This is a genomic window from Janthinobacterium sp. SUN118, assembly GCF_030397695.1.
Lineage (GTDB): Bacteria > Pseudomonadota > Gammaproteobacteria > Burkholderiales > Burkholderiaceae_D > Janthinobacterium.
In genome coordinates, this window is sequence record NZ_JAPUBV010000001.1 from 2033253 (window position 1) to 2055204 (window position 21952).

The window sequence follows — 21952 nt, forward strand, 5'->3', positions numbered from 1 at the left end:
CTAAACTGGGCGCTCCCCAGAATAAGGCTGCCCCATGCTCGAACTCTTCCGCCATACCCTGGAATCGTCGCCGATCCTGGCCCTGTTTCTCGTCATCGGCGCCGGTTATGCGCTGGGGCGCGTCAGCGTGTTCGGTTTTTCGCTGGGCGTGGGCGGCGTGCTGTTTGCCGGCCTGGCGCTGGGCGCCTTTGCTCCCGGCTCCGTGCCGCCGCCGCTGGTCGGTTCCATCGGCTTGCTGCTGTTTCTGTATGGCATAGGCGTACAGTACGGCACGCAGTTCTTCGCCGGCTTGCGCGGCGCGGGCCAGAAACACAACCTGATCGCTTTCGTCGCCGTCATGGGCGGCCTGGCCGTGTCCGTCTGGGGCGGGCAGTGGATCGACATTTCGCTGCGCATGGCCAGCGGCGTGTTTGCCGGCGCCATGACCAGCACGGCGGCCCTGCAGGCGGCGCTGGAAGCATCGCATGGCAATGGCGACGCGGCCGTCGGTTATGCCGTCGCCTATCCGTTCGGCGTCGTCGGTCCCATGCTGGGCCTGTACCTGGCCGGGCGCATATTAAAACCCGTGCTGACGCCGCCGCCCGCGCCCATCATCGTGTCGGAAATCACCATCGACGAAGCGCGCTTGGCGGGCGCCGCCCTGTCCGAACTGGCCGATGGCCCGCTGGCGGGCGTGCAGGTGATCGGCGTGCGCCAGGGGCACCAGAACCGCTTGCCCGATCCGTCCATGGTGATCGGCGTGGGCGATGCGCTGATGGTGTCGGGCACGGTCGAGGGCGTGGAAGCGGCGCGCACGGCGCTGGGCCACCTGGACCCGGGCCGTTTGATGAAGGACCGCAGCGATTTCGATGGCAATGAAGTGTTCGTCTCGGACGCGGAAATCGTCGGCGTGCCGCTGGGCGAGCTGGACCTGGGCAAGGACTTCCCCCTGCAAATCGCGTTCATACGTCGCGGCGACGCCATGATCTTGCCGCACCCGTTCCTGACCTTGGAATTCGGCGACAGGGTGATGGCCATTGCACCGGCGAAACATGCGGCCGACGTGCGCAAGCTGTTCGGCAATTCCATCACGGCCACGGCCGAGTTCAGCTATGTCTCGCTGGGCATGGGCATGGTGCTGGGCGTGCTGCTGGGGCTGGTACCGATACCGTTGCCATGGATAGGCTCGTTCAGCCTGGGCCTGGCCGGCGGGCCGCTGGTGATGGCGCTGATCCTGGGCCGCCTGGGGCGCGTGGGCAAGGTCAGCTGGCGCTTGCCGCTATCGGCCAACCTGGTCATGCGCAACTATGGCTTGACGATCTTCCTCGCCTCCGTCGGCATGGCCTCCGGCTTGCCGTTCGTGCAGCAGGTGGGCGCCGATGGCTTGCCCATGCTGGCGCTGGGGGCCGTGACGGTGCTGGTGGTGGTGGCCCTCGTCGTGATTTTGGGCAAGGTCTTCCTGCGCCTGCCCTTTCCCGAGTTGCTGGGCATCGCGGCCGGCGCCACGGGCAACCCGGCCGTGCTGGTGTTCGCCAACCGCCTGGCCAGGTCGGACCGCCCGAACCTCGGCTACGCCATGATTTTCCCCAGCATGACCATCGTCAAGATCGTCGCCGTGCAAGTGCTGCTGCATTTGTATGGGTGATGGCGGACAGGAGCGGATATTTGAACGGTAATCCGGAATATCGCATCCCTCAACCTGTTTCGCGAGGCGGGCGTCTTGAACCCAAAGAGCCGTCACCGTGGTGCCAGGGGTTCGAAAGACAGTTGAGGGGGCGGAAGCCGCCAAGGACTGAAAACGAAGAGGACGCTGTATGAAGGACGGAATTCCAGGCCAAACCGGATGCATGATATGAATCGCGAGAAAGCATGCGCAGCCGTGCAGATGCCAGCCAGCCTGTCGGCCGAGCTGGCCGGATACGAGTGGGGGCGCGACACGGTAGGCGCATCGGGCGGAGCCGTGTACCGGCTCCACAGCAAGGCGCATCGTCCCGAACTGTTTTTGAAACACGGCAAAGATGCCATTGCCGATGACATCGCCGATGAAATGGTCAGGCTGCGCTGGCTGCGGGGATATGTCCCCGTGCCTGCCGTCGTGCATTTCACCCGCGCGGATGACGAGGCATGGTTGCTCATGACGCCGGTACCCGGGAAAACTGCTTACCAGATACTGGAAGCCTATCCCGAACGCAGAACCGCTGTCGTGGACGCTATCGCGGCTTTCCTGCGACAGATACATGCAATCCCCATTAGCGACTGCCCTTTTACGAGCGAGCATGGATACCGCCTGGTTCGTGCGCGTACGCGCATCGATGCAGGTCTGGTGGACGAAGACGACTTCGATGACGAGCGTGAAGGCTGGACGGCGGAGCAGGTATGGGACGCCATGCAAGCCCTGTTGCCACTCGCGCCCGATCCGGTGGTCACCCACGGCGACTTTTCGCTCGATAATATGCTCATCGACGGGGAGGCGTTTGCCTGCATCGATGTGGGTCGAGCTGGCATTGCCGATCGCTACCAGGACCTCGCCATCGCCTGGAATTGCCTTGCAGAGTTCGGCGCACCGCTTCAGCAGAGATTCCTGGAGCAATATGGCGTCCTCGAGCCTGATCGGCACAAGCTGCACTTCCACTTGATGCTCGACGAGTTATTTTAAGGTCGCCCCATTGGCACCCGCTTTGGGGCGAAAGCCGCCAATGACGGCAGCCGGCCACTGCCGGCCACTTCCAGCGGATTTCAGCCGATTCCCCTTGCCGCGCCGCCCCGTGTAAAAGCACTGGCGCTGCGCCGATTCTGTTGTACAATCCTTGAGAACGGTCGTGCTTTTTTGTGCGCTGAGCTTCCTTGCGTGCAGTCATCACGGCATATCATAAGAACAAGGAGACAGACATGGACTTGCATTACACGGCCGGGGAGACGGCGTTCCGCGACACGGTGCGCGCCTTCCTCGACAGCCATCTGCCGGCAGACCTGCAGCGCAAGGTGCGCCAGCACCTGCGCCTGGCCAAGGATGATTACGTGCGCTGGCACAAGATTGTTGCGCAGCAAGGCTGGGCCGCGCCGGCCTGGCCCGTCGAATACGGCGGCACGGGCTGGACCTCCGTGCAGCGCCATATCTGGGAAGACGAGTGCGCGCGCGCCGCCACGCCGCCCATCCTGCCGTTCGGCGTCAACATGGTGGCGCCCGTCATCATGGCCTTCGCCAACGCCGAGCAAAAAGCCTATTACTTGCCGCGCATCCTGAACTGCGACGACTGGTGGTGCCAGGGGTATTCGGAACCGGGCGCCGGCTCCGACCTGGCCTCCCTGAAAACCACGGCCGAGCGCGATGGCGACCATTACATCGTCAATGGCCAGAAAACCTGGACCACCTTGGGCCAGCATGCGGACATGATCTTTTGCCTGGTGCGCACGGACAGCACGGTGCGCAAGCAGGAAGGCATCAGTTTCCTGTTGATCGACATGAAAACGCCGGGCATCACCGTGCGCCCCATCATCATGCTCGATGAAGAGCATGAAGTGAACGAAGTCTTCTTCGACAATGTGCGCGTGCCCGTCAGCAACCTGGTGGGCCAGGAAAACAAGGGCTGGACCTACGCCAAGTACCTGCTGGGCCACGAGCGCACGGGCATCGCCGCCGTCGGACGTTCGCAGCGCGAATTGACCTTCCTCAAGCAGCTGGCCATGCGGCAGAACAAGCGCGGCGCGCCCTTGCTGCACGACCCCGCGTTCGCCGCCAAGGTGGCGCACCTGGAAATCGAATTGATGGCGCTGGAAATGACGGTCTTGCGCGTCATCAGCGAAGAGGGCAAGGGGCCGGGACCGCAGGCGTCGATGCTGAAGGTGCGCGGCTCGGAATTGCAGCAGCAGCTGACGGAACTGATGGTCGAAGCCATCGGCCCGCAAGCCTTGCCCTTCGACCCCGATTTTCTTGACGGCAGCGCGCCGCACAGCAGCGCAGGCGACGACCTGGCTGCGCCGCTGGCCGCGTATTACTTTAATTACCGCAAGACATCGATCTATGGCGGCTCGAATGAAATCCAGAAAAACATCATCACGCAGATGATCCTGGGCCTGTGAGGCGAGAGGGAGACGACATGGACTTCAATTTTAATCAGGAACAGCAGCAATTCGCCGATGCGCTCAGGCGCTGGGTCGACAAGGATTACCGTTTCGAGACGCGCCAGGCCATCATCCATTCGGCAACGGGCACGTCGGATGCGGCCTGGGCCACCCTGGCCGAGCTGGGCATGACGGCCTTGCCGCTGCCGGCCGGCGCGGGCGGTTTCGACGGCACGGCCGTCGACATGCTGCTGGTGATGCAGGAACTGGGACGCGGCCTCGTGGTCGAACCCTACCTGGCTACCGTGCTGGGGGCGCGTTTCCTCACGTTGGCCGGCGGCCACGATGGCGTGCTCGAGCAGGTTGCCGGCGGCAGCCTGAAACTGGCGTGCGCGCTCGGAGAACAGCAATCGCGCCACGACTTGCACGATATCGCCACCACGGCCACGGCCAGCGGCGACGGCTTCGTGCTGGACGGCGTGAAAACCGTCGTCCTCCACGGTGCGCAGGCGGGCGCCTTGATCGTCTCGGCGCGTAGCGGCGGCAGTCAGGATGATACGGATGGCATTTCCTTATTCCTCGTGCCGGCCGACGCGCCCGGCGTGACCGTGCGCGACTACCGCACCATCGACGGCCAGCGGGCCGCCGCCGTGACCCTCGTGCAAGTGGTGCTCGGGCATGAGGCGCTGATCGGCCAGGCGGGGCAGGGCTGGCCCGTGCTCGACGCGGCGCTCGACTACGGCGCCACCCTGCTGTGCGCGGAAGCCGTGGGCGCCATGGACGCCATCTTTGCCGCCACCCTGGAATACCTGAAGACGCGCCAGCAGTTCGGCGCGCCCATCGGCAAGTTCCAGGCCTTGCAGCACCGCATGGCCGACATGTTCATCCACCTGGAGCAAGCGCGCTCGATGGCCATGCTGGCCGCCGCCAAGGCCGACAGCAACGATGTGGCGGAGCGGCGCCGCACCGTGTCCGCCGCCAAGGCGCGGGTGGGGCTGGCCGCCACCTTTGTCGGCCAGCAAGCCGTGCAATTGCATGGCGGCATGGGCGTCACCGATGAATTGCCCGCCGCCCACCATTTCAAGCGTTTGAGCATGATCGCCCTGACCCTGGGCGACGTGGAGCACCATATCGAGCGCTTTATCGCCCAGCCGGGCTTTTTGCCGACGGAGACCGCATGACCGTATTGACCGAGATCAAATCCAAACATTGGTATTTTGAAGACTTTACGCAGGGCATGGAAATCGACCTGGGCCAGCGCCATGTGACGGAGAAGGAAATCATCGCCTTCGCCACGGATTTCGACCCGCAACCATTCCACATCGACCATGCGGCCGCGGAAAAGACGATATTCAAGGGCGTCATCGCCAGCGGCTGGCACACCTGCGGCATGATGATGCGCCTGGTGGTGGACAACCTGCTCAAGCACTCGTCGAGCATGGGCTCGCCCGGCCTGGACAGCATCCGCTGGCTCAAACCCGTGCGCGCCGGCGATACCCTGCAGCTGACTTACCAGGTCAAGGAAGTGCGTCCGTCAAGCAGCAAGCCGGACCGCGGCATCGTCATCTCCGTGTGGAGCGTGCGCAACCAGCATGGCGACGTCGTCACCACCGTCGAGGGCATGGGCATGTTCGGCCGCCGCCCGGCAGGAGTGGACCATGCGTGATATCGCCGGCATCGCCGGCTTCCAGGCCTTGTCGGGACAGCACGTGGCCGTTTCCGACTGGCTCACCATCACCCAGCAGCGCATCGACACCTTTGCCGACGCCACCGACGACCATCAGTGGATCCACGTCGATGCGGAACGCTGCGCGCGCGAGTCGCCATATGGCGGCACGGTGGCGCACGGTTTCCTGACCCTGTCGCTGCTGCCGGCCATGCTGGCGGGGGCCTTGCGCATGGCGGGCATCCGCATGGCCATCAACTATGGCCTCAATAAAGTGCGTTTTCCCGCCCCCGTGCCGGTCGGCAGCCGGCTGCGCGCGCGGCTCGACATTCTTTCCGTCGATGACTTGCCGGAAGGAGCGCAGGTGAACTGGGCCGTCACGATGGAGCGCGAGGGCGACAGCAAGCCCGTGTGCGTGGCGGAGTTCCTGATGCGCTGCTATCCGTAGCCGAGGCGGCTGGCCGGCAGCGTCGGACACGGGGCATGGCGCAGCGCTTGCCCGCAGGGACTGCCGGCAGCCAGCAGGCAGCGGGGACTGAGCGGCACCTGCGGCTGCTGCGAACAGACGGCGGCGCAAAACGCCGCATCGCCGCGCGGCAAGTCGCGGCAGTAATAGGGCGCGGAGGAGGGCATGCCTTCATGCCGCACCTGCCATAGCCCGGTGTCCACGGGCGCAAAACTGACGAGGCGGAAATCCACGCTCAGTCCCGTGCCGAGCGCCTTCAGATATGCTTCCTTGCGCGTCCACAGGGGATAAAACAGTTGCCTGCGCTGGTCCGGCGCCAGGGCCGCCATGGCCGCGCGTTCGTCGGCGTGGCACAGCAGTTCGAGCAGGGGTTCGATATCGAACGGTGCCCCCGCGCACTGTTCCAGGTCGACGCCGACGGCATGGCGGGCAATGGCGAGCAGCATCGTGTTGCCGCTATGCGACAAGTTGAACTGCAACGCTTGCCCAGCCAGTGCCGGTTTGCCGAAAGCGCCATGCCGGAAGGCGACGGCGGCGGGCGGCACGTCCAGGTAGTCAGACAGTATCTGGCGCAAGGCGCCCTGCGAGCGGCGGTAGCGTGTTTGCAGCGCAAGGCTGCGGAAACGCTGCGCCTTGTCGTTCTCCAGCGGATTCAGGCTGGCGGCAAAGGCATCGAGGTGGCTGTCGTCGAGGTCGACTTGCCACAGCGCGATGTCCTGCCCTTCGAGCATCTGCATCGCTTATGCCGGCACCAGGCTGGCGCGGATGGTCGCCAGCACGGCCTCGGCATGCGTGTCGATGAAAAAGTGCCCGCCGTCATGCCAGGCGCTGTGGCTCATGCCAGCGGTTTCCAGCGCCCACGCCGCCACGCCGTCGGCGCTGACGCGCGCATCGGCGCGCCCCGCCAGTACCGTCAGCGGCATCGTCAGGCGCGGACCCGGGTGATAGTGGTAGGTTTCCACCATGCAGAAATCGGCGCGCAGGGTCGGTAGCAGCAACGCCATCAATTCGTGCTCGTCCAGCAGTGCCTGCGGCGTGCCATCGTAGCTGCGCAGCTCTTCCAGCAGGGCCTCGTCCGGCAAGCGGTGCAGCATGCGCGAGGGCGGACGGCGCTGCGGTGCATTCGCGCCCGACACCAGCAGCCGCAGCGGCGGCGGCATCTCCAGGCGCGCCAGGCCGCGCGCCACTTCAAATGCCAGCAGGGCGCCCATGCTGTGGCCGAACAGGGCGTAGGGCTGGGGCGTGGCGCGCAGTTCGCGGGCCAGCGCCCGCGTCAGTTCGGCTGCCAGCGGCAGCAGCTGGTCCGGCGGCGCTTCCCCCATGCGCCGGCCATGGCCGGGCAGCTCGATGGCGCACACTTCGATGGATGGCTCCAGCCTCGCTTGCCAAGTGCGGAAGGCGGCGGCGCTGGCACCCGCATGGGCGAAGCAATACAGGCGCAGTGCGCGGGCGGCCTGCGGCCTGCCGCGCACCAGCCAGTTGGCATCCGGGCCAGCGCTCACTGTGCCCCGGCTTCCCGCGCGCCGCCATCCATGGCCTGGCGCAAGCTGAGCGGACGCATGTCGATCCAGACCTGTTCGATATGCGCCAGGCATTCCTCCTTGCTGCCGCGCTTGCCGGCTTCGCGCCAGCCGGCCGGGATGGCCTTGTAATCGGGCCAGATCGAGTACTGCTCTTCCTCGTTGACGACAACGTAAAAACGGGTATCAGGTTGATCCCAACTCATGCTGACTCCTTTGAAAGGTAGGGGCGCCCGTGCGCGGTGAAATCATTCTAAATCTAAATGATTATGATTCCTATTTATATTTTATTGTTTTACTGATAAACTTTGAAAAAATCAGTTCAGCTTGAGTTAGTTCGAACATTGTTGGAAAGAATACGCAATATCGGTTTCTTACAGACACTCACAATCCCCGATCGCGACGATTGCAGGCGGATTCCAGGCGCACTCTACAAGAGACATCTCACCAAGGCCTTGCGGACTTGACCGCTCGCCAGGACGTTACGCAATCTCAGACGAAGGAGTTGGCATGCACTCGGCAACAAGCACTGTATTCGATGGTCAGCTGGAGGTGTCTCCGTTATTACCGGGAAGCAGTCTTCCCATGCTCGTCACGCCTGGGCAGGGCGCGCGGTGGCCAGCGGCCATGCCGGCCATGCTGGCCGCCGCGCAAGCGCACCTCGACGTGGCGGGCGGCCTGCTGTTCCGCGGTTTCGGGCTGCATGGCGAGCAGCCTTTCCAGCAATTTGCGCGCGCGTTCGGGCATGAGCTGCTGACCTATGAATTCGGCTCCACGCCCCGCTCCGCGCTGGGCAAGGGCGTATACACCTCGACCGAATACCCGGCGCACCAGGTGATTCCCCTGCACTGCGAACAGTCCTACACGCGCCAGTGGCCGATGAAGATCTGGTTCCACTGCATCGTGGCCAGCGCGCAGGATGGCGAGACGCCGATCGCCGACAGCCGGCAGATCTTTGCGCGCCTCGACCCTGCCCTGCGCCGGCGCTTCGAGCAGAAACGCCTGATGTACGTGCGCAATTATGGCAATGGCCTGGATTTGCCATGGCAGGATGCATTCAACACGGATGACAGGGCCGAGGCGGAGCGCTATTGCCGCTCGCAGGACATCGCCTTCGAGTGGAAGGACGATGGCGAACTGCGCACGCGGCAAGTGTGCCAGGCGGTGGCGCGGCATCCGCGCACGGGACAGGACGTGTGGTTCAACCAAGCGCATTTGTTCCATGTGTCGAACCTGGCGCCGGCCGTGCGCGAATCGCTGCTGATGCTGGTCGACAGCGACTTCGATTTGCCGCGCAATGTGTATTACGGCGACGGCTCGCCGATCGAGGAATCGGCGCTGCAGGAAATTCGCGGCGTCCTCGATGCCTGCACGGTGATGTTTCCGTGGGTCGAGGGCGATGTGCTGATGCTCGACAATATGCTGGCCGCGCATGGCCGTTCCACCTTCAAGGGCGCCCGCAAGATCGTCGTGGCGATGGCGGAGGCCGCACATGAATGATCTCGCCGCCGGCTGGCCAGCCGGATTTCCCGCTGCCGGACAGGCGCTGAGCCACGGCCAGCGCGCCCTGTGGACGTTCTACAAGATGGCGCCGGAGAGCCCGGCCTACAACATGGCGTTCGGCGCCGAGCTGGCCGGCCCCGTCGATGCGGCCCTGCTGCGCCAGGCCTTCCTGCATGCGCAGCAAAGCTATGAAGTGCTCGGCTGCGTGTATGCGGAAGGCGAGGACGGGCCGCGCATGCTGCGTCGCGCGGCGCCAGGCGAAGACTTTGCCGTCGAGACCACGCAGGGCCTGGGCGAGGCGGGGGCGCGGGCCTTCCTGGCCCGCCAGGCCGACCTGCCATTCGTGCTCGAGCACGATGCGCCCGTGCGCGCGCGGCTGCTGGTCGACCACGATGGCGGCCAGCAGACGTTTTACCTGATGGCGTCCATGCACCATATCGCGGCCGATTTCTCGAGCAGCTTCGTGTTCCTGGAAACGCTGTTCGAGGCCTATGAAACCCTGCGCGCGGGCCAGGCGCTGGTGCTGCGCCCCGATGCGCTGTACCGTGCATGGCTCGATGAACACAGCGCCATGCTGGCGGGGCCGCGCGGCCAGCGGCTGGAACAGTTCTGGCGCGAGCGCCTGGCCGGGGAGCCGGGGCCGCTGCAGCTGGCCACCGATTTCCCCCGTGCCGCATCGCCCGCCTTCGACGGCGCCGAAGTCGAATTCGCGATCGGCGCGGAAGAAGCGCAGCAGCTGCGCCAGCTGGCCGCGGACCGGGGCGTGTCGCTGTATGGCTTGCTGATGGCGGCTTTCCTGGCCTTCATGCACCGCTACACGGGACAGCCCGAATTCCTCATCGGCACGCCGGTGGCGGGCCACAGCGGCGCGCGTTACCGGAATTTGCTGGGCTTTACGCTCAATGCGATACCGCTGCGCGCCGATTGCCGCGCCGATCCTGCCTTCCCCGATTTCCTCGCCGCCTGCTGGCTGCAATTGCGCGGTTCCCTGAAACACCAGCAATATCCGCTGGCGCTGATGACCGAGCATTGCGCGCCGCTGCAGGACGGCGCGCGCACGCCGCTGTTCCGCCACATGATGACCCTGGTGCCGCTGGGCGAGCGGCCTGCGCTGGGGCGTCAGGTGGCGCGCGAACTGTTCGCCACCCAGCGCGGCGCGGCCAACGACATGAACTTGCGCTGGCAGGATTCCGGCGCCGGCCTGCTGGGGCAGTGGCGCTATGATACGGGCCTGTTCCGCGCCGCCAGCATCGAGCGCATGGTGATGCATTTCCGCGCACTGCTGCGCGATATCGTGGCGCATCCGCAAGCGCGCCTGAGCCAGTTGCGGCTCGATCCGCGCCACTTGTCGCAGGCGCAGGGGCAGCCCCTGCCTGCCGGCGCCGCGCCCACCGCGCTGCAGATGTTCCTGCGGCAGGTGCGGGAGCATCCGCAGCACACGGCGCTCGATGCGCCTGGCGGACGCCTGAGCTATGCGCAGCTGGACCAGGCCGCGCTGCGCCTGGCCATACGCCTGCAGGCCGCCGGCGTTGGCGCCGGCGACAGGGTCGGCCTGCTGCTGGCGCGCGATACGCCGCTGATCGTCGCCATGCTGGCCGTCTGGCGCGCGGGCGCCGCCTACCTGTGCCTGGACAGCGGCTTGCCGGCGCTGCGCCTGCGCCAGATGCTCGACGACGCCGGCGTCGTGCTGACCGTCGGCAGCGGCGCGGCGCCCACGCTGCTCGAAGGGCGGCGCTGGCTCGACGCCGATGCAGCCGATGCCGAAGCGGGTGCCGGCGCGGGGTGGCGCGCGCCGCCGTGCCACGCCGAACTGCCGGCCTACATCATCTATACTTCCGGTTCGACGGGCGCGCCCAAGGGCGTGTTGCTCAGCCAGGGCAACCTGGCCGCCTACGTGGCAGGAGTGATGCCGCGCCTGGCATTGCCGCCGCAGGCCAGCATGAGCGCACTGTCGTCGCTGACGGCCGACCTGGGTTATACGGCATGGTTCGGCGCGCTGCTCAGCGGGCGCACTCTGCGCCTGATCGACGACGCGCACAGCGCCGATCCGGAAGTGCTGGCCGAATTGCTGGAAGCGCAGCCGCTCGATTGCCTGAAGATCGTGCCTTCGCACCTGAAGGCGTTGCTGTCGGCCAGCCGCCCGCAGCGGCTGCTGCCCCGGCATTGCCTGGTGCTGGGCGGCGAGGGGCTGGACCCGGCGCTGGTGCGCCGCGTGGGCGAGCTGCGTCCCGGCTGCCGCGTGGTCAACCACTACGGCCCCACCGAAACGACGGTCGGTTGCCTGGCGCAGGATGCGGCCACGGCGCCAACGGGCCTGTCCGCCTACGTGCCGGTCGGCGCGCCGCTGGCCGGGCGCGCCGCCTATGTGCTCGACGCGCGCGGCGAGCTGCTGCCGCTGGGCGCCATCGGCGAGCTGTATCTGGGCGGCGCCGGCGTGGCGCAAGGCTACCTGCGGCGCGCCGGCCTGAGCGCCGAACGCTTCATTCCCGACCCGTTCGGCCCGGCGCCCGGCGCGCGCCTGTACCGCAGCGGCGACCGCGTGCGCATGCTCGACGGCGGCGTGCTGGAGTTCTTCGGCCGCGGCGACGACCAGGTCAAGATCCGCGGCTTCCGCGTCGAACTCGGTGAAGTCGAGGCGTGGCTGAAGGCCCGCGCGGAACTGGCCGATGCGGCGGTGGTGGCGCGGCCGCTGCCGGGCGGCGACGGCTTGCGCCTGCTGGCCAGCGTGGTGGCGCGCGATGGCGCCGCCGCGCAGGCGGGCCTGATCGACACGCTGCGCACGGCGATGGCGCAAGCCTTGCCGGAAGCGATGGTGCCGGCCCTGTGGCAGGTGCTGGCGCGCCTGCCGCTGCTGGCGAACGGCAAGGTCGACCGCAAAGGCTTGCCGGAACCCGCCCCGGCCGCACCGGTGCCGGCAAGCGCGCCTGCCGCGCCGCGCAGCGCCCACGAGAACGTGCTGGCCGAAGTGTGGGCCGAAGTCCTCGGCGGCACGGCCGACGGTGTATCGCTGCACGATAATTTCTTCGCCTGCGGCGGCGATTCCATCCTCGGCCTGCAAATGATCGCCAGGGCGCGCAAGCGGGGCCTGAAGCTGACGCCGAAGAACCTGTTCGACCATCCCAGCATCGCGCAGCTGGTCACCTGCATCGCCGCGCCTGCGCCTGCGCCGTCCGCAACGGTTGCCGTGCAGGCGGGGCATGCCGCGCCGTTTGCGCTGGCGGGCCTCGATGCGGCGCAGCTGGCGGCCCTGCAGGCGGCGCGTCCGGGCTTGCAGGATGCCTATCCGCTGTCGCTGCTGCAAACGGGCCTGCTGTTCCACAGCCGCCTCGACGCGGAGGAGGGCGGCAGCGGCGTGTATTGCAACCAGCTGGTGCTGGAAGTGAACGGACCGTTCGCGCCGGACGCCATGCGCGCGGCATGGCAGCAGGCGATCGACGCGCATGCCATCCTGCGCACGGGTTTTGCGTGGCAGGGGCTGGAGCAGCCGCTGCAGTGCGTACAGGCTGGCGCCGCGCTCGACCTGCTGCAGCTGGACTGGCAGGCGCTCGACGCCGAGGGGCAGGAGCAGGCGTTGCAGGCATTCTGCAGCGCCGACCGCAAGCGCGGCCACGTGCTGGAACAGGCGCCACTGATGCGCGTGGCGCTGGTCCGCCTGGCCGCGCAGCGCTGGCTGCTGGTCTGGAGTCGCCATCATCTGATCGTCGATGGCTGGTGCTCGGTGATGCTGCTCGAGGAAGTGCTGGAACGCTACCGCGCCAGCCAGGCTGGCGACATCGCCGTGCTGCCGCAACGGCCGGCCTACCGCGACTACATCGAATGGCTGGGACGGCGCGGCGGCGAGGCGGCGGGCAGCGCTTTCTGGCGCGCCCGCATGGCCGGCGTGGAGGGCGCCACGCCCTTGCCGGCGCTGCTGCCGGCGTCCAGGGCCAATGGCGTGCACCAGACCCTGGCGCTGCGCTTCGACGCCGTGCAGGCGGAACAGCTGCGGCAGCTGGCGCGCAGCTGCCAGGTGACCCTGAACACCGTGATGCAGGCCGCGTGGGCCATGCTGCTGGCGCGCTACAGCGGACAGCAGGACGTGATTTTCGGCGTCACCTCAGCCGGCCGTCCGGCAGACCTGCCGGGTGCGCAGGACATGCTCGGCGTCTTCATCAACACCTTGCCGCTGCGCCTGCATCCGCGCGGCGCGCTGGGGCTCGGCGAATTCCTGCGCGCCGTGCAGCAGGAGAACGTCGAGATCCGCGAATACGAACAAAGCCCGCTGGTCGAGATCCAGAAGCAGGCGGGCCATGGCGGCGCGCTGTTCGATACCCTGATGGTCTTCCAGAACCTGCCGATGGCGCAGGGGCGGCGCTGGAGCTGCGCCACGCCGCAAGGCCCGCTGCAGCTGCACCAGCGCGACAACCATGAGCAAAGCAGCTATGGCCTGACCATCGAGGTGATGCCAGACCAGCATATCGACGTGCTGTTCAGCGCCGATGCGGGGCGCCTGCCCGAAGCGCGGCTCAAGGCGCTGATGCAGCACTACCGGCAGCTGGTGGCCGCGCTGGCGCAGGCGGCGGGCAACGAGGTGCTGGCCGCGCTGCCCATGCTGTCCGCCGCGCAGGCGCACGACGTGCTGCGTCAGGGCCGCAACGAAGGCGGGCCGTGGAACGACCTGCCCGTGCACGCGCAGTTCGAGCTGCAGGCCGTGCTGCATCCGGATGCGCTGGCGCTGCTGCACGAGGACGAGGCGCTCAGCTACCGCGCCCTGAATCTGCGCGCCAACCGCCTCGCGCATGCGCTGCTGGCGCAGGGCGCGGGGCCGGAAGTACGCGTCGGCATCGCCGTCGAGCGCTCGGTCGACATGCTGGCCGGCCTGCTGGCCATCCTCAAGACGGGCGCCGCCTACGTGCCGCTCGACCCCGGCTATCCGGCCGAACGCCTGGCCTACATGATCGCCGACAGCGGCATGGCGCTGCTGCTGACGCAGGCGTCGGTGCTGCCGCGCCTGACCTTGCCGGCGGGCTTGCCGGTGCAGCTGGTGGAGCGGCCGTCGGCGCTGGAGCACGACCCCGGCCAGGCGCCGTTGCCGCAGCAGCTGGCCTACGTGATCTACACCTCCGGCTCGACGGGCAAGCCGAAGGGCGTGGGCATCGCGCACCAGGCCCTGAGCCGGCATGCGCAGGTGTCGGTCGGCTTCTTCGGCCTGACGGCGCAGGACCGCGTGCTGCAGTTCTCGACCCTGAACTTCGACGGCTTCGTCGAACAGGCCTGGCCGACCCTGTGCATCGGTGCGGCGCTGGTCTTGCGCGGCCCGGATTTATGGGACAGCGAGACGTTTTACCAGGCGCTGCACCGCTACCGCATCAGCGTGGCCGACCTGACGACGGCGTACTGGTCGCTGCTGGCGCAGGATTTTGCGCTGCAAGGCCCGCGCGACTACGGCGCGCTGCGCCAGGTGCACGCGGGCGGCGAGGCGATGCCGCCGGAAGCGCTGCAGGCGTGGCGCCAGGCGGGCATGCGGCACATTCGCCTGCTCAACACCTATGGTCCGACGGAGGCGACGGTGACGGCGGCCACGCTCGATTGCGCGCCCTACCTCGATGGCGCGGCGCCGGCGCAGATGCCGATCGGCCTGCCGCTGGCGGGACGCGCGCTGCAGGTGCTCGACGCGGATATGTCTCTGGTGCCGCCGGGTGCTGCCGGTGAGCTGTGCATCGGCGGCGCCCTGCTGGCGCGCGGCTACCTGGGCCGCGCGGCGCTGACGGCCGAGCGTTTCGTGCCGGACCCGCATGGCGCGCCCGGCGCGCGCCTGTACCGCACGGGCGACCTGGTGCGCTGGCGCGCCGGACAGCTCGATTACCTGGGACGCATCGACCACCAGATCAAGATCCGCGGCTTCCGCGTGGAGCTGGGCGAGATCGAGGCGCAATTGCTGGCGCAGCCGGGCGTGCGCGAAGCGGTGGTGGTGGCGCAGGATGGTCCCGCTGGCGCGCGCCTGGTGGCGTATGTGAGTCCGGCCCAGGTGGAGGTGGGCGTTTTGCGCGCGGCCTTGGCGGCGGCGCTGCCCGACTACATGCTGCCGGCGGCCATCGTGGCGCTGGCGCGCCTGCCATTGAGCCCGGCGGGCAAGGTGGAGCGCAGCGCGCTGCCGGCGCCGCAGCTGGAAAGCGAAGCATACGCGGCGCCGCAGGGCGAGCTGGAACAGGCGCTGGCGGCCATCTGGAGCGCGCTGCTGGGCGTGCCGCGCGTGGGGAGCGACGACAACTTCTTTGCGCTGGGCGGGCATTCGCTGCTGGCCACGCGGCTCGTGTCGCGCCTGCGCGGCGCGCTGCAATGCGAGCTGCCGCTGCGCGCCGTGTTTGCCGCGCCCACGCTGGCGGCGCTGGCGGCGGCCATCGCCAGCCACCGCGGGGAGGCGCGGCAGGCGGAGACCCTGCCTGCGCTGCTGCCTGTGCCGCGCAGCGGCGCGCCGATGGCGCTGTCGCTGGCGCAGCAGCGTTTGTGGCTGGTCGAGCGCCTGGCCGCGACGGCGTCGGCCACCTACAACATGGGCGCCACGGTGCGCCTGGCCGGGCCGCTGCAGGTGCCGGCCTTGCAGGCGGCGCTGAACTGGCTGGTGGCGCGCCATGAAAACCTGCGCAGCCGCTACCCGGAGCAGGACGGCGATCCGTATGTGGAGATTGCCGCGCAGCTTACGCTGGACTTGCCTGTCACCGATCTGCGCCACTTGCCGCCGACGGAGCGCGAGCAGGCGGCCGCCGAAGCGATCCGCGCCGACACGCGCCAGCCTTTCGACCTGGTGCACGGACCCGTGCTGCGCGCCAGCCTGCTGCGCATGGACGACGAGCTGTCCCTGCTGCTGTTCGCCATGCATCACATGGTGGCCGATGGCTGGTCGGTCGGCATCCTGGCCGACGAACTGGCACGCGGCTATGCCGCGCATTGTCTGGGCGAGGTGCCGCGGCTGCCCGCGCTGCCGTTGCAGTACGCCGATTACGCGGCCTGGCAGCGCGCCGTGCTCGCTGGCCTGGCGGGCCGCAGGCAGGCGGCGTTCTGGCGCGATGCGCTGGCCGGCGCGCCGGTGCTGCTGCCCCTGCCGCTGGACTTCCCGCGCGCGCCGGTGGCCACGCACGCGGGCGCCGAGCTGCGCTTCGTCCTGCCCGCCGCGCTGGTGGCCAGGGTCGAGGCGCTGGCCCGGCAGCGGCAAGCCACCTCCTTCATGGTCTTGCTGGCCAGCTTCCAGTGGCTGCTGCACCGCCTGACCCTGGCCGACGACATCGTCATCGGCACGGACGTGGCGGGACGGCGCCACAGCGATCTGGAAGGCTTGATCGGCTTCTTCGTCAACGTGCTGCCGCTGCGTTCGCGCATCGCGGCCGGCGACGATTTCGATGCGCTGCTGGCGCAAGCCCGGCGCACCACGCTCGATGCCTTCGAACACCAGGACCTGCCATTCGACCGCATCGTCGAGGCGGCTGGCACGCCGCGCGACCGGCGCTGGAATCCGCTGGTGCAGCTGCTGTTCGTGCTGCAGAACACGCCGGCGGGGCAGCTGGCCATGCCCGGCATCGAGGCGACCATCCTGCCGCCGCTTGAGCGCGCGTCGAAGTTCGACATGGCGCTGTTCCTGGAGCCGCGCGCCGACGGCGCGCTGACCGCGGAATGGGTGTATGCCAGCGCGCTGTTCCGGCCGGACAGCGTGGCGCGCCTGGCCGACGCCTGGCTGGACCTGCTCGACCGGGCGCTCGCCGCGCCCGCCACCCCTTTGATCCACTTCAGCGTACCCGTACACAAGGACATCATGGATAGCACACCCGTAACGCCATTCGCGGCCGGCAAGCTCGACGGCCTGAAAAAGAAGCTGCCGCTGGCCGGCGCCAGGCCGGCGCCGCGCGCCGCCATCCGCCAGGGGCCGCTGCAGGCTGGCCGCGATTTTCCGCAGCTGATCGAGCCGGCCAGCGACGACCTCGACCCCGTCGCCTGGGCGCGCGGCCAGCGCGATTTCATCGACGCCACCTTGCGCCAGCACGGCGGCATCGTCTTCCGTGGCTTCGGCTTGCGCACGGCGCAGGAATTCGAGTCGTTCGCCGAAGCCATCGACGCCCAGCTGTACGGCGAATATGCGGACTTGCCGAAAAAGGAGGGCGGCAAGAAGACCTACCGCTCGACGCCGTATCCGGAACAGCAGATGATCCTGTTCCACAACGAGAGCGCCCACCTCGACCGCTGGCCGCGCAAGCAGTGGTTCTTCTGCGAGCTGCCGTCGCCCGTGGGCGGCGCCACGCCCATCGTCGATTGCCGCGAAATGCTGCGCCGCCTGCCGGCCGAGGTGGCCGAGGCATTCGAGCGCAAGCAGCTGATGTACGTGCGCACGTTTACCGACAAGTTCGACGTGTCGTGGCGCGATTTTTACCGTACCGACGACCGCGCCGAAGTCGAGGCGCGCTGCGCTGCCGCCGGCATCGAATGCCGCTGGCTGGAAAACGACACGCTGCAGACGCGTACCATCTGCCCGGCCGTGATCAGCCACCCGATGACGGGCGAACGCAGTTTCTTCAACCAGGTGCAGCTGCACCATATCTATTTCCTCGAACCCGAAGTGCGCGAGGACTTGCTGGCGATGGTCGGCATCGAGCGCATGCCGCGGCACGTGTATTACGGCGATGGCACGCCGATCGAGGACGACGTGATGCGCCTGGTCGGCGAATTGTACGAGGCGTGCGCCGTGCGCTTCGCATGGCAGCAGGGCGACGTCGTCATGCTCGACAATATGCTGGCGGCGCATGCGCGCGATCCGTTCCAGGGCCCGCGCAAGATCGTCGTGGCGATGAGCGAACTGCTGGGCCGCGCGCAGCTGGCGCAAGGCGGTGCGGCATGAGCGCGCCGGACGCCTTCGCGCTGAGCGCCGAGCAGCGCACCGTGCCGCCCGATGCGGGCATGCTGCAGCTGACGGTGAATATCGCCGGCCAGCCCGACATGGCGCGCCTGCGAGTGGCGGTGGGCATGCTGGCGGCGCGCCACACGCAGCTGCGCGCCCGCTTTGGCGCCGTCGACGGCTACCGCGGCCTGCGCCAGTGGATCGCGCCGCCGGCGGAGGCTGGCGAGACGCTGTCGATCCACGAGGCGCCGCAAGGCTGCCAGCTGGTGCTGCGCCTGCCGGCCCTGGTGGCGGACCGGCGCAGCATGGAAATCCTGTACCGCGACCTGGTGCGCCTGTATGACGGCGCGGCGCTGGACGAGCCGTTGCAGTACGCCGAATTCGTGGAATGGCGGCGTGACATCGAGCAAAACGAGGAGGCCCAGGCCGGGCGCGCTTACTGGGCCGGCGCGGGCCGGCAGCCGGCGCTGCGGCTCGCCTACCGCGACGGCGCGGCGGCGGGAACGGGGCGCGCCGCGCAATCGCGCGAGCTGTCCGCGCCGGTGTCGGCCAGCCTGGACCGGCTGGCCGAGGCCTTCGGCGTGCCGCTGGTGGCGCTGCTGCAGGCGGCGTGGTGGGCGCTGCTGGCGCGCATCCAGGGACACGGGACGTTCAGCGCCGGCTGGCAGCATGACTGCCGCCGCGACTATGCGGTGATGGACGACGCCGTCGGCGTCTTTGAAAAGATCCTGCCGCTCGATATCGGCCTGTCGCTCGACGAGCCGTTCGGCGACTGGCTGTCGCGCTGCGCCGCCATGCTGGAGCAGCACGTGGAGGCGCAGGAATTCGCGCCCGTGGCGGCGCCGCATGGCGATGCGCATTTCAGCGCGGGCTTCGCCTTGGGCGAGCTGCCGGCCGGCGCGCAGGCCGGCGGCGCCTCATTTGCCTGCGGCCCGCTGCCGGCCAGCGCGGACATCTTCGAACTGGCGCTGATGGTCGAGCTGGACCAGGCCGGCGCGGCGCGGCGCCTGAGCGTGCGCCACGCACCGTGCTACGGCGCGGCGGCGGCCAGCCGGCTGCTGGAACAGCTGGCCACCTTGCTGGCGGGACTGGAGGTATGCGCCGCGCAAGCCATTTCCGCCTTGCCGCTGGTGGGCGTTGACGAACGGGAGGCGCTGCTGGCCCTGAACGGCCCGGCCGTGCGCTATGGCGCGCGCACCCTGTCCGAACGGATCGGCGATTGGGCGCGCCTGACGCCCGGCGCGCCGGCGCTGCAGGCGCGCGACATGCAGCTCGACTATGCGCAGCTGGACGAACGCGTCAACCGCCTGGCGCACTGGCTGCGCGCGCAGGGCGTGGGCAGCGAAAGCATCGTGGCGCTGGCCCTGCCGCGCAGCGGCGAACTGGTGGTGGCGCTGCTGGCCGTGATGCGCGCCGGCGGCGCCTACCTGCCGCTGGAGCCGGAGTGGCCTGCCGCGCGCACGGAGGCGATCCTCGGCGACGCCAGTCCGGTGCTGCTGCTGACGCCGGGGGAGGAGGGCCGGCGCGGCGGCGTGCGCTGCGTGTCCCTGGCCGCCATCGCGCCGCAGCTGCAAGCCTGGCCGGCGACGGCGCCGGAGCAGCAGCCCGACGCGACGCAGGCGGCGTACGTGCTGTACACCTCCGGCTCGACCGGCGCGCCGAAGGGGGTGGTGGTGGAGCACCGGCACCTGCTCAATTACGCGCTGGCGGCCAGCGAGCAGCTGGGCCTGGATGGCGCGCGGCGCTTTGCCCTCAGTTCCGCGCTGGCGGCGGACCTGGGCAACACGGCGCTGTTTGGCGCGCTGCTGCATGGCGCTTGCCTGGTGGTGGCCGATGCGCAGGACATGCAGGCGCCGGCCGCGTTTGCGCGCTTCATCCGCGACGGCCGCATCGATTGCCTGAAGATCGTGCCGTCGCACCTGGATGCGCTGCTCGACGAGCACGATGCGGCGCTGCCGGCCACCATCGTGCTGGGCGGCGAGGCCGCGCCGCGCCGCCTGCTGCAGCGCATTCATGCGCTGGCGCCGGCCAGCCGCGTCTTCAACCACTACGGCCCCACCGAGACCACCGTCGGCGTCATGACGCACGCGCCGGACCTCGCCGCGCCGTTGCCGGCCGTGCTGCCGCTGACGCGGGTGCTGGCCAATTGCCGCGTGCTGGTGCTCGACAGCCATGGCGCGCTGGCCGTCACCGGCTCGCTGGGGGAGCTGCATGTGGGCGGCGCGCAGCTGTGCCGCAGCTACCTGAACCGGTCCGGCGCGCTGTTCGTGGCCGATCCCCTGCTGGCGGGCGAAAAACTCTATCGTACCGGCGACCTGGCGCGCTACCTGCCCGATGGCGGCCTGGAGCTGGCGGGGCGCGCCGACCATCAGGTCAAGCTGCGCGGCTTTCGCGTCGAGCCGGGCGAAGTCGAGGCGGCGCTGCTGGCCCTGCCCGGCGTGCGCCAGGCCGTGGTCGCCCCGCGTGGCGAGGATGGCGGGCGCCATCTGGTGGCATGGGTGGTGGCGCACGAGGGACAGCAGGGGCAGGAGGAGGCCTGGCATGCGGCCCTGCGCGCCTGCCTGCCCGAGGTGATGCTGCCGGCGGCCATCGTGGTGCTGCCGCAGTTGCCGCGCCTGGGCAACGGCAAGGTCGACCTGCGCGCGCTGCCCGCGCCGCGCCCGCGGCAGGCGCCGGAGGGGCCGCGCACCGGGCCCGTTTCCGCCCTCGAGTGGCTGCTGGCGTACCTGATGGGCGAGGTGCTGGAGCAGGATGCGCCGGACGCGGATGAGGATTTCTTTGCGCTGGGCGGGCATTCGCTGCTGGTGATCAAGCTGGTGGGCCGCATCCGCAAGGCGCTGCAGCTGGAGTTCGCCCCTGGCCTGGTGTTCGACCACGCCACGCCGGCGGCGCTGGCGCGCGCCTTGTCGGCGCTCGAGGGCGAGGCGGGCCGCCTGGAGCAGGTGGCGGGGCTGCGGCGCCAGCTGGCCGGCATGACGCCGGAGGCGCGGGCGGCGCTGCGCCAGGGCGCGCCGGCCTAGCGTATCTAGCTGAGGTTGCGCTGCGCCGCCTGGCGCTGCCTGCAGTCGAGCGGACAGTCGGCGCAGAAATCGAGCCGCAGCCGGTAGCGCAGGCAGCACAGCTGGCGCTGGCGCACGTTGGCCACCAGGCGCGTGGGCTGGTGCATGGGGTTGGCCAGCCGGTCCGGCCACTGCGCGCTGGCGCACAGGAAGGCCAGGTCGGCGGCGATGCGCGGCTGCGATCCCATCAGCATCTGGCATTGCAGCAGCGTTTCCTCGGCGATCACGGCGGCATTGTTCCACAGCAGGCGCGGCGCCAAACGGCATTGCCTGGCCAGCGCGTCCACCACCGGCGCCAGGTGACCGCGCACCAGCGGCTGCAGGCGCGCGGCGCTGTCCAGATCGGGCGATGCCGCGCCGGCGTCTTCCAGCAGGAAGCGCAGCGGCGCGCCATCGGCAGCGGCCAGGAAACGCACGCGCCCGGGGGCGAGCGGGAAGCGCCAGCCGCAGGCGGCCGATGCCGCCAGCACGGGTACGAGCAGGGCGTTGAAATACAGCTTGGACCAGGTCGACGCCAGCGCCTTCGGATGGGCGCCGGGAAAGCGCAGGGCAAACCGGGCCAGCGCCGCCGGCAGCTGCGGGCCGTCGAGGAAGGCCTCGAGCGCGATGCCAGCGGGAGCGGTGGGCTCGGCCACGGCCAGCGCCGCGCCATACGCGGCCAGCTCGCCGTGGAACAGCTGGGGCAGGGGGCCGATCAGGCAATGGTGCGGGGCGTGCAGGGGCAGGGACATGGTCATCGATTCTTCGTGGCTCGACACGTATAAATAAATACATGCTTTGGTTGCGGTAATAACAATTCTCATCTATTATCATTCAAATGTAAATGTGAAGCAT

General features: G+C 68.7%; 13 protein-coding genes. 9 read left to right on the plus strand and 4 right to left on the minus strand.

What is annotated here, in order from left to right:
- Positions 1–34: 34 nt before the first annotated feature.
- The 6 genes from O0880_RS09285 (at position 35) to O0880_RS09310 (ending at position 6155) form a co-directional block, all read left to right on the plus strand.
- Positions 35–1624, plus strand: a complete 1590-nt coding sequence (locus O0880_RS09285; protein WP_289886127.1) for a TrkA C-terminal domain-containing protein — start codon at positions 35–37, stop codon at positions 1622–1624.
- 198 nt (positions 1625–1822) lie between these two features.
- The gene (locus tag O0880_RS09290; protein ID WP_289886128.1) at positions 1823–2635 is read left to right on the plus strand and encodes an APH(3')-I family aminoglycoside O-phosphotransferase; all 813 of its coding nucleotides are present in this window, start codon (positions 1823–1825) and stop codon (positions 2633–2635) included.
- A gap of 233 nt (positions 2636–2868) precedes the next feature.
- Entirely contained in the window at positions 2869–4059 is a 1191-nt protein-coding gene (locus O0880_RS09295) for an acyl-CoA dehydrogenase family protein (protein WP_289886129.1), read from the plus strand.
- 17 nt (positions 4060–4076) lie between these two features.
- Positions 4077–5222 carry an acyl-CoA dehydrogenase family protein gene (locus O0880_RS09300; protein ID WP_289886130.1) on the plus strand — a complete coding sequence of 382 codons (1146 nt, stop codon included), beginning with the start codon at positions 4077–4079 and terminating at the stop codon, positions 5220–5222.
- Positions 5219–5707: a MaoC family dehydratase gene (locus O0880_RS09305; protein WP_289886131.1), complete on the plus strand. Its 489-nt coding sequence runs from the start codon at positions 5219–5221 to the stop codon at positions 5705–5707. Before O0880_RS09300 ends, O0880_RS09305 begins: the two co-directional genes overlap by 4 nt.
- Positions 5700–6155, plus strand: coding sequence for a MaoC family dehydratase (locus O0880_RS09310; protein WP_289886132.1), 456 nt, complete (start codon positions 5700–5702; stop codon positions 6153–6155). Before O0880_RS09305 ends, O0880_RS09310 begins: the two co-directional genes overlap by 8 nt.
- Here O0880_RS09310 and O0880_RS09315 read toward each other — a convergent pair.
- The 3 genes from O0880_RS09315 to O0880_RS09325 are packed head-to-tail and all read right to left on the minus strand — an operon-like array spanning position 6146 to position 7899.
- On the minus strand, positions 6146–6910 hold the full coding sequence (locus O0880_RS09315; RefSeq protein ID WP_289886133.1) for a 4'-phosphopantetheinyl transferase superfamily protein: 765 nt from the start codon (positions 6908–6910) through the stop codon (positions 6146–6148). The genes O0880_RS09310 and O0880_RS09315 overlap by 10 nt on opposite strands.
- 3 nt (positions 6911–6913) lie before the next feature.
- A complete protein-coding gene (locus tag O0880_RS09320; RefSeq protein ID WP_289886134.1) occupies positions 6914–7675 on the minus strand; it encodes an alpha/beta fold hydrolase in 762 nt (253 codons plus the stop codon).
- Positions 7672–7899, minus strand: a complete 228-nt coding sequence (locus O0880_RS09325) for an MbtH family NRPS accessory protein (protein ID WP_289886135.1) — start codon at positions 7897–7899, stop codon at positions 7672–7674. Before O0880_RS09325 ends, O0880_RS09320 begins: the two co-directional genes overlap by 4 nt.
- Positions 7900–8320: 421 nt before the next feature.
- Here O0880_RS09325 and O0880_RS09330 point away from each other — a divergent pair, with 421 nt between their 5' ends.
- From O0880_RS09330 to O0880_RS09340, 3 genes are read left to right on the plus strand one after another with little or no spacing between them, the layout of a single operon-like run.
- Positions 8321–9193 (plus strand): TauD/TfdA family dioxygenase, encoded by an 873-nt coding sequence (locus tag O0880_RS09330; RefSeq protein WP_289887331.1) that lies wholly within the window; start codon positions 8321–8323, stop codon positions 9191–9193.
- Positions 9186–18059 (plus strand): non-ribosomal peptide synthetase, encoded by an 8874-nt coding sequence (locus O0880_RS09335; RefSeq protein ID WP_289886136.1) that lies wholly within the window; start codon positions 9186–9188, stop codon positions 18057–18059. Before O0880_RS09330 ends, O0880_RS09335 begins: the two co-directional genes overlap by 8 nt.
- Positions 18056–21079 (plus strand): non-ribosomal peptide synthetase, encoded by a 3024-nt coding sequence (locus O0880_RS09340; RefSeq protein WP_289886137.1) that lies wholly within the window; start codon positions 18056–18058, stop codon positions 21077–21079. The genes O0880_RS09335 and O0880_RS09340 overlap by 4 nt, the downstream gene beginning before the upstream one ends.
- 5 nt (positions 21080–21084) lie before the next feature.
- Here the strand turns inward: O0880_RS09340 and fhuF are convergent, their stop codons facing one another.
- Complete coding sequence (gene fhuF / locus O0880_RS09345) at positions 21085–21855, minus strand: siderophore-iron reductase FhuF (RefSeq protein ID WP_289886138.1); 771 nt, start codon at positions 21853–21855, stop codon at positions 21085–21087.
- Positions 21856–21952: the final 97 nt, after the last annotated feature.